Here is a 9334-nt window from a genome sequence, read left to right on the forward strand (position 1 = left end):
CAATCCCTTTTTCAATCCGATTTGCACATGCTGCACATGTCATACCAGTTATTTGAAGAGTTGCTACTTGAAGCGTTTCCTGTTTTGCCCCCATTGTAATCTCCCTTTCTCTTATACCCCTATAAGGTATATAATTACTTAAAATTTTTTATGCCTTTCAGCATATATGTGAATGGGGCAGTTACATTCATAACCGCCCATATATTTTTGTTGTTATACAACGTCATATCCTTGTTCTTCTATTGCATTCTTCACATCTTCAGCAGATACAGAATCATTTAATGTAACTGTTACTGTTTTTGCAGCTAAATCTACTTTTCCATCTACCCCTAAGTTACGTAACTCTCCTTCAATTGCTCCGACACAATGACCGCAAGACATACCTTCTACTTGTAATACGATATTTTCCATACTATTCTCCCTCTTTCTTATTTCATTAGTTTATTTACTGTTTTTAACAACTCATCTACTACTTCATCTTCACCATTTTGAATGCGTTCAATGACGCAGCTCTTCATATGGTGTTCTAATAATAGCTTTCCAACGCCATTTAGCGCAGATTGAACAGCGGCAAGTTGATTTAAAATGTCATCACAATATACATCTTTTTCAATCATTCCTTTAACACCACGAACTTGCCCTTCAATTCGGTTCAATCGTACGATCAGCTTATTTTTCTCCTCGCTCGTACGATGACTTTGTTGCCTATGATCGCTACAGCAGGCACTGCTCTCCATCATTGCCATACCCTTCACTCCTTCTTGTTACATGAAAGGAAATTATTTATATTATATTTCTTCATGATTCTATTATTTCATTTCTCCACGTTTATAAAATGTTTTGTTCCTCCTTTCAAAATCAGTATACTATACCCCCCTTACGTATGTAAATAGGTATTTTGAAATTTTTAGAATTTTTAACAAGTCATTACCAATACCTTATAAGGGTATGTTACTCGACGAAAGTAAATCTTCTCAGTAAAAGAAACAAATACAAAGGGGCTGCAGGTCTTTTAAGCATCTTTAATCGTTGTTGTTATTTACTATTGGGATTATTTTTCCTAAATACATAATAAAGAAGCTGACCCATCCTGCTCTGAGTCAGCTTCTTCCCTCTATTACACCTCTACCGTCCAACCAAACGGATCGGTTTCTTTTCCATTTTGAATCGCCGTCATCGCATCATAAATTTTTTGCGAAAGCTCGCCAATTTCAAAGTTATTAATCGTAATCTTCTCACCGTTCCAGCTTAGCTCGCCAACTGGTGCAATAACGGCTGCCGTACCTGTTCCAAACACTTCTTCTAGCTCACCTTTTTGGTACGCCTCGTACACTTCTGCAATTGAGATTTTTTCTTCGCGCACAGGTACACCCCAGTGCTGCAACAATTCAACAACAGAGTCTCTCGTTACACCGCCTAAAATGCTGCCGTTTAATTTTGGCGTTACAATTTCCCCGTTAATTTTGAAGAAAATATTCATACTTCCTACTTCTTCAACATATTTCTTTTCCACCGCATCTAGCCATAATACTTGGTCATACCCTAACTTCTCGGCCTTAATTTGCGGTTGTAAGCTCGCCGCATAATTACCCGCAGTTTTCGCAAAACCTACGCCGCCTTTAACAGCGCGAACGTACTCACTCTCAACGTAAATTTTAACTGCTTTTAACTGTTCACCGTAATACGAACCAACCGGTGATAAAATAATCATAAATTTATATTGTTTTGATGGTCTTACACCTAAACAAGGCTCCGTCGCAATAACAAACGGACGAATATATAAAGATGTTCCCTCACCTTCAGGAATCCAATCCTTTTCAATTTCAATCAGTTGCTTTAGCGCCTCTAACATTAACTCTTCATCTAGAGGTGGAATTCCAATTCTTTCATTTGAAATATTAAATCTCTCAATGTTGCTTTTTGGTCTAAATAATAAAATCCGTTCATCTGATGTTTCATATGCTTTCAGCCCTTCAAATACTGCTTGACCATAATGAAACACAGCTGCTCCAGGATCTAACACTAACGGTTCATAAGGAGTAATTCTCGGACTATGCCACCCATTCGTCTCATCATAATCCATTACAAACATGTGATCCGTAAAATAATTACCAAATCCTAAAGATGATACACCTGGTTTATCTTTCCTCGTTGTAGATCGAATGAATTCTATAGTCTGATTCATCATGTATGCCTCCCTGTTTAGATAAATATAATTTTCTTTATATTATAATATTTCTGATTATTAATTTCTAGGAAAATTTTACAGGTGGGAAGCATTTCATACAAAAAAAGAATCCTTTCTTCTTACATCGATACATATACTGGTTGAAAAGATACAAAGGAGAGTGGGGACATATGCATTACGGATCAAAGGGCTGGTACGTCCATGAATTAAAGAAACTCGGCATTCGTCATTATGAAGGACGGAAATTAGAGAGTTACCGGGGGCATGTTTTGCGGAATTTGTGGTTGGATGTGAAAGAGCAAAAACAATAAGGTGAAATTACGTTAATCGGTGGAGTATTCTCTACCGATTATATTTTTCTATTCACACTATACATATATAAACCCCATTCAAAATGGTATAATTTAACTATACAAACACACTAAAAGGAGATGTATATATGAAACAAAGCTCTCTCAAATATAGTCTATTCATAATCCTTGCCGCTATATTTACTCTTAGCGCTTGCTCTCAAGATACAGTAAATCGTACAGAAAAGAAAGAATACACCTTTGAAACAGCTAAAGACAAAGGCGATATTATCGAAAGAAACGGTAACAAATTCTTTATAAATTGTTACAAATTCAATGGTATTTGTAATGTTATATAGAAAGCCGTGCGCATAGGTAAACTGTGCGTAGCGAGGGTTAACTGCGGGCAATCCGTAAAGCCAGCTGAACTACAACGTAAGATAAAAATCTAAGCGTGAATGTTGAGAAATCAGAAAAAATCAGTTGGATGGCATATGGTTAAATCCTAAGTGCTATGGAACAATCGGTCTTCCGCATCGACTCCCCTTTCAACTGGGGAACGTTCAACGACTATCCTGTATAGCTGACGGGAGTACATCACAAGCTTATGGTGGTGGAAAAATCCTCTACCCGATTCCTCGGGTAAACATATAGTCTGCGCTCATGTGAAAGCATGAGAAGTTCATAAGAGAACTGCTGTCAAAGTTGCGCTTGGTAGTGAACAGTTAAAACTTTATAAAATATTATAAAATAATTGTAATTATTAAAGGTGTTTGTGTTCTAATTACTTTAGAGGTGATTGTAATGCAAAGATATTCAATAAGAAAATTCGCTGATATGATTGATGTCAATCCTCAGACTTTACGCAATTGGGATAAAGAAGGCAAGTTAAAACCCGCCTATGTGAACCCAGATACAGGCTATAGGTATTATTCAGAAGAACAATTACAAGAGCAACTTGGGAAGATAGCCGAGGAAAAGATTGTAGTTGGTTATTGCCGTGTCAGCTCTAAGAAGCAACAAGCAGATTTGGAGCGACAGGTTCAGAACATGAAGACGTATCTGTTGGCGCAAGGAAAGCCTTTTAAAATCGTGACGGATATCGGAAGTGGTATCAATTACAACAAGAAAGGCTTAAATGAAGTGATTGATTTGGTAATGGATAAGAAAGTCTCTAAAATCGTTGTTCTTTACAAGGATAGGCTTGTCCGATTTGGCTATGAACTCATCAAAAACATTTGCGACAAGAACAATGTGAGCATCGAAATCATCGACCACAATGAGAAATCTGAACAGGAGGAAGTCGTTGAGGATTTGGTTCAGATTATCACAGTGTTCAGTTGCAAGCTCCAAGGGAAACATTCCAAAAAAACCAAGGAACTGATTAAGGAACTGAAAAAAGATGATTAAAGCCATTAAAATCAAGCTCTATCCCACGAAAGAACAAGAGTCGATGTTATGGAAAACAGCCAATCACGCTAGGGGCGCTTGGAATGTTGGTCTTGGTTATATCAAAGCCGAATACGAAAAAGGAAATAACGTCTCTACAGCTCAGGCTAGGCAAATGATTACCGATACTAAGAAAGCCAAAAAAGATTACCTTTGGCTAGGTGAAATAAGTGCCGATGCTTGGCGGAACGTATTTCAAGACATGTCTAAGGCGTTCAAAGTGTTTCGTGAAAACCTTAGAAAAGGAATTCCATTTCCCGATGCAGGTTACCCGCAGTTCAAGAAAAAATCTAAGTCTAAACCTTCCTTCTACCATGATGAACGTAAGTTGAAGGTCTATGAGAACAAGGTCTACTTTGAAAAAATAGGTTTCGTCAAAATGAAGGATGAAGGAAGGCTTCCCCAAGGCAATTATAGGAAGGATAAAATCAAGGTTTCCAACGTCCGTGTTGGATATGACAACAAGGACTGGTATCTAACTTGTGGGATTGAAACTCCGGAAGAAGATTGGACACCTAACCAAGATTTATCCATCGGTATTGACTTAGGAATTAAAGAATTGGCTGTTACCAACATAGAAGGTTTGAGCTTCGGCAACATCAACAAAAAACGTGAAGTCAAGCGTCTGGAAAAGAAACATCGGCGGATGTCCCGTAAAATCAGTAGAAAATACGAGGCAAACAAAGATGGCAAGAAGTTTGTGAAGACCAATAATATTATTAAGTTAGAGAGGCTTCGTAAGCGAGTGGACAGACGATTGACGAATATTAGGGACAATTACCTTCATCAAACCACAAAGTCGATTATCAAGCAAAAACCAAGCAAGATAGTCGTGGAGGACTTGAATGTTAAAGGCATGATGAAGAACAAGCACTTAGCTAAATCGGTCGCAAATCAAAAGTTTTTCGGATTTAGAAGACAACTTGAATACAAAGCCAAATTTTATCTTGGTATTGATGTAACAGTAGCAGACAGATGGTTCCCATCGTCTAAAATGTGTTCTAGTTGCGGTCAAATTAAATCTGATCTAAAACTGAAAGACCGTGTTTACAAGTGTGATTGTGGCTTAGAAATCGATCGTGATTTGAATGCTTCAATCAATTTAGCGAATTATTCAATCTAGGAAGCTTAACTCCAAACTAAATCCTAGATATGTACCGTGTGATGCACGGGAATTTAAGCCCTCGGAGAGTTATATCAAACCGTAGTAGCTTCGGCAAGGCGGGACTCGTTGAACAGGGAATTTAACCTTATAATTACAATTTATTTTGTAAAAATTTATAAAGTTTTAACATCGGAAAAATATACAACATAGAAAAACTAAATCATTTCATAGAGAAATACAATGCAAATAAAGGTGGTTCTGTTCGAATCACTCGCTTTAATGAAAAAGATGAACCACTTATTATGGATTTAACAATAAAGAAAGAAATTGATTCCCCATCTATCTATTATGATGTCGACTACACGAAAACAAGTGAGAAAGAAAGTGAAGGACTTCAATACTCCAACAATACTTGTCAACGCATTATAAAAGAAGTTGAAAACGAGGCAACAACTTATAAACTAGAATGTCCGGATATCGTTGAATTAATAAAAGTCCCTAAGTAAACCACTCTATTTAAAGCTATGATTGAAGTCATTTGTAAACACTTCAACCATAGCTTTTCTACTTCGAAACAAACCGATGCTTCTCAAAATAAAACCGCCACGGATAATGAATCGCTTCCTCTGCATAATCAATATTAATGCGCGGGCCCTCTACAATCTCATACTGTGAATCTAAATGTTCCTCCTCCGAAACGAGCTCCACATACAACTCATCGCTTTGCATCGACAATCCCTTCTCTTCCATTGTAATACTAAGCGCTTTGCATAATTTCCCTGGTCCATTCGTTAAGTTTTTATACTGCGCTTTCGTAATCTCACTTTTGTCATAGCGCGCACATTTCATTTCCTCGATCCCATCAACTGGCTCAAGCGCACGAATTAAAATCGCATGTGGTGTGCCAACTTGCGCTGTTACGATATTAAAACAGTGATACATCCCGTAAATTAAATAGACGTAAGAGTAACCTGGTTCACCAAACATCACTTCCGTCCGGTTTGTTCGTTTTCCTCCGTAACTATGTGCCGCTTTATCTTCTGGTCCTTGATATGCTTCCACTTCAACGATAATACCGCTTCGCTTTACGCCATCTACAATATGTACAAGTTTTTGACCGAGTAGTTGTTTTGCGATTTGTAGCGTGTCGCCTTTGTAAAAAGATGGTGGTGCTTTCATTTTGTTGGCTCCTTTTCTTATGACTGTATTATAGCTCTCAACTCTTCTACAGTCAGTATTTCATCTTTTTTCCGATGAATCATTCGATGACAGTTTGAGCAAACAGGGACAAGATCCTCTTTCGGATTAATTTCCACCACGCTTTCAAGCATACTTAATGGCTTTACATGGTGAACCTCGATAAACCCTTTTCCCCTTTCCCCATATACTTTCTCAAAGTCAAATCCACATACAACACATGAACATCCATGAATCTCAATTGCCATAGAGCGATTGCGCACATCCCGTTCATAACGTGTTCCATAGTATACAGTCGCAGCGCCTTCTGTATAAAAAGAATCCTCTTGTGCAAGCTCTGATGTAATATCTTCTTCTACGATTTTATCTCTACATTGCTTCTGTATTGTAGAGAACATCTTTTTAAATATTTCTTGATTTTCTAACTCCCACAAACTTGCTTTGGGACGATTTTGTTTATAATGAACCATAGAAACTTCCTGTATAGATACAGATGGATTATGCTCAAACAAAAGCTTCAATCCCCTTCTCTTTGCCTTTGTAAGCAGTTGTTTTTTTAAAGAACTTCTTAAACGTTTTTTACAAACTACTTTTCCATCTTCTAACAACATTATACGATATTCAAGTTCTCCTTCATCACCAGAACACTTTGCAGTTAAAATATAGTATTGCGTATTGTCTTTCCTTTCATATTCTTTTTCACGTACACTTCGAATAAACTGCTTTTCATTAAATACGAATGTTTCTCCTTCTATCTTTTCCGCCCATAATCTATCTAAAGCTTCCCCATGTTCCGATGATAAAAGATAATTCGTTTGGTTGGCCATTCGTAAAATAAGTAAGTTATGTAAAACAGGATGCTCAGCTAATTCCATTCTAGCTATTGAAGATTGTTTTAAAACTTGTTCACGATTAATAGGAATCATTTCCTTCTCATCCGTTCTGTCTTCATCAATCCAGTAAACAGCTCCATGAGATGTTTGTTTTATATTCCATGTAACTTTCCCCTTCGCAATGACTCCACCAGTCCCTTTTTGTCCTCCATCAGACCTCCAAATATAAACAGTGTCTCCTTCTCTTAAAACATCTTTATAGTGTTCTTGATTTAAAGACCAGAACCACTGTTCATTTTCTTCTATATAATCATTAATACGAAAATATAAAGGGTTACCTTGGAAAATCCATGTATTGTTCGAACGCGCTTGGCGTACTGTTTCATGAAAACCAGAAAGTAAAGCATCCCAATTTCCGTACTCGAAGGCCTTATCGCGCTGCTCATAATAAAAGTTATCCCACTCGCTTCCTTTTAGATTCGTATATCCCATTAAAGGAGCAATATATGTAAAAAAGCCTTCTCCAGGCATTTGACTATTTCGGTTAATCACAATTGCAGACAAAGGTGGCATGTTTCGTTCAATGCACATCTCAGATATAACTCCTAGTGGCTTATTTAACTGCACTGGAGAGACTGCTCCACCAATTTCTTTACTCAACTGACCATATTCAATTAATTCTCCTCTTTTTGCGTATGCTACTAAAATTTCACTTATTCTATAAAGAAACTTCTTATTCATCTGTCTCCTCCTACAAAAAGAATGTGATTTGATCAAACTAATAATATTTATAAATTAAATTATAACAAAAAAACAAAAACCTTTCTGTCAGTAAATTAACAAAAAGGTTCCTTAACATCCTCTTTCTATCCCTCCACAAACCTCCCATACTCTTTCAGAAACTTCAGCTTCACCAATCCAACTGGTCCATTACGATGCTTTGCGACGTGAATTTCCGTTATATCTTTATTTTCTGTTTCCTGATCATAATAATCTTCTCGGTACATGAGCATAATGGCGTCTGCATCTTGTTCAATTTGGCGTGATTCAACCGCGCGTGATAGCTGTGACAAGGCTACGATGCATACATTTAAATCGCGAGCTAATAGCTTTAACCTACGAGAGATTTCACTCATTTCTTGAAACCTGTTTCCTCTATATTTCGAATCACCTGTAATGAGCTCTGACAACTCCCACCACTCAAGTAGTGGGGTTCTAAGATATATTGGCAAAGTGTTGCCTCGTATACTTCTCAATGGTACCCTTATCTTTCCTTAGAGAAAGAGTTTCTACCAAAGTACTGGCGTACGTTCTCCTAGAACATTAACGGACATATTGCGCGCGGCAAGGTACCTCTCCAAGCAGGCCGCTAGACCCCTTGTGTGCTTATCGTTCCGACTTTTCTTGGGCGTTGTCATGACCAATCATATTTGTATTATGCGACAAACCAACGCAATGTTTTACTCGGTGATTGTTTTAAACGTGCAATCTCACAATTATGTCGTGCAACAAAGTTTTCCCATTGTGCGTTGCATACATCCACATCAACTGCATTGAGCATTTCCGTTGTGTTTCCGATTAAGAAAGCACTATATAAATCACGTTGAATACGAAACTCCCCAACATCGTGCCAACGTTCTGAGAGTGGTTTCTTCGTATATTCACGAGTCAGATGATTAAACTGGCTCGCCTTTGTAGCGTACGTATCAATTTTCTTAATGGACTTTCCTTGGTATCCCAGTTTTCGGTCAATAATCGTGAGTAGCATCGCTGGCGCACGGTTCGCGATGGACTTACCAAATCGCTTCTTACTGTTCACCTTCCCATTTTTCTTATGACGGGTTGTTTTCTTCGCTCGCTTTTGTAGGGATTGAAACCGCATCGTTTCCACTCGGATATCAGAACCAAGGGCAAGAAGATCGTTTGCCAATTTCTCATGCGACATTTTCCGCCAGACAGCGATTTTTCGATATTGTTCTTTACGCTTCTTCAGCAGTTTCTTATATCGGTTAGAAAAGTTCCACGTTTTTTCCCCTTTCTTCACCGTTCCATTTTCGTTGAAATGATTGGGATTGGTCACCCGCTTAGACCGTTCCATTTTGCGCTGGATACGCCGCAGCTCAGCTTCATCAACGTGACACTCTGGCGCAAGCTCACGAAGTTCTACTTTATTTTCACTACAGATTGCGATTGTAGAAGAACCAATGTCAAGACCAACACGTTTCGTTTCATCATCAGCAATCTTTCGGTTCCGTTTTATTGGTGGATAGCC

The 9334-nt window shown here is 38.0% G+C and carries 10 protein-coding genes and 2 pseudogenes; 5 read left to right on the forward strand and 7 right to left on the reverse strand.

The window, feature by feature from the left end:
• Positions 1 to 213: 213 nt before the first annotated feature.
• The 3 genes from BAMA_RS22660 to BAMA_RS22670 form a co-directional block, all read right to left on the reverse strand.
• Positions 214 to 411 carry a cation transporter gene (locus BAMA_RS22660; protein WP_034637125.1) on the reverse strand — a complete coding sequence of 66 codons (198 nt, stop codon included), beginning with the start codon at positions 409 to 411 and terminating at the stop codon, positions 214 to 216.
• A gap of 17 nt (positions 412 to 428) precedes the next feature.
• Positions 429 to 737 carry a metal-sensing transcriptional repressor gene (locus BAMA_RS22665; RefSeq protein WP_034644201.1) on the reverse strand — a complete coding sequence of 103 codons (309 nt, stop codon included), beginning with the start codon at positions 735 to 737 and terminating at the stop codon, positions 429 to 431.
• 380 nt (positions 738 to 1117) lie between these two features.
• Positions 1118 to 2185, reverse strand: a complete 1068-nt coding sequence (locus tag BAMA_RS22670) for a branched-chain amino acid aminotransferase (RefSeq protein ID WP_034644184.1) — start codon at positions 2183 to 2185, stop codon at positions 1118 to 1120.
• A 134-nt stretch (positions 2186 to 2319) separates the two neighbouring features.
• Between BAMA_RS22670 and BAMA_RS24320 the strand changes: the two genes are divergently transcribed.
• From BAMA_RS24320 to BAMA_RS24325, 5 genes and pseudogenes are all read left to right on the forward strand, one after another.
• Complete coding sequence (locus BAMA_RS24320) at positions 2320 to 2499, forward strand: YflJ family protein (RefSeq protein WP_415782868.1); 180 nt, start codon at positions 2320 to 2322, stop codon at positions 2497 to 2499.
• 128 nt (positions 2500 to 2627) lie between these two features.
• On the forward strand, positions 2628 to 2837 hold the full coding sequence (locus BAMA_RS22675) for a hypothetical protein (RefSeq protein ID WP_034644187.1): 210 nt from the start codon (positions 2628 to 2630) through the stop codon (positions 2835 to 2837).
• Positions 2838 to 3282: 445 nt separating this feature from the next.
• Positions 3283 to 3888, forward strand: coding sequence for an IS607 family transposase (locus BAMA_RS22680; RefSeq protein WP_034644189.1), 606 nt, complete (start codon positions 3283 to 3285; stop codon positions 3886 to 3888).
• Entirely contained in the window at positions 3881 to 5050 is a 1170-nt protein-coding gene (locus BAMA_RS22685) for an RNA-guided endonuclease InsQ/TnpB family protein (RefSeq protein ID WP_034644191.1), read from the forward strand. Before BAMA_RS22680 ends, BAMA_RS22685 begins: the two co-directional genes overlap by 8 nt.
• Positions 5051 to 5226: 176 nt before the next feature.
• Positions 5227 to 5538, forward strand: a pseudogene (locus BAMA_RS24325) (DUF4362 domain-containing protein); the annotation flags it as partial.
• Between the two features lie 58 nt (positions 5539 to 5596).
• Here the strand turns inward: BAMA_RS24325 and BAMA_RS22695 are convergent.
• The 4 genes and pseudogenes from BAMA_RS22695 to BAMA_RS24785 form a co-directional block, all read right to left on the reverse strand.
• Positions 5597 to 6211 (reverse strand): DNA-3-methyladenine glycosylase, encoded by a 615-nt coding sequence (locus BAMA_RS22695; RefSeq protein WP_034644193.1) that lies wholly within the window; start codon positions 6209 to 6211, stop codon positions 5597 to 5599.
• Between the two features lie 17 nt (positions 6212 to 6228).
• Positions 6229 to 7803 carry an HNH endonuclease gene (locus BAMA_RS25060; protein ID WP_051759065.1) on the reverse strand — a complete coding sequence of 525 codons (1575 nt, stop codon included), beginning with the start codon at positions 7801 to 7803 and terminating at the stop codon, positions 6229 to 6231.
• A 125-nt stretch (positions 7804 to 7928) separates the two neighbouring features.
• Positions 7929 to 8246, reverse strand: a pseudogene (locus BAMA_RS22710) (DnaB-like helicase C-terminal domain-containing protein); the annotation flags it as partial.
• Positions 8247 to 8497: 251 nt separating this feature from the next.
• A partial coding sequence (locus BAMA_RS24785; RefSeq protein WP_034644198.1) for a hypothetical protein occupies positions 8498 to 9334 on the reverse strand: 837 nt, incomplete at its 5' end.

Source organism: Bacillus manliponensis, assembly GCF_000712595.1.
GTDB classification, from domain to species: domain Bacteria; phylum Bacillota; class Bacilli; order Bacillales; family Bacillaceae_G; genus Bacillus_A; species Bacillus_A manliponensis.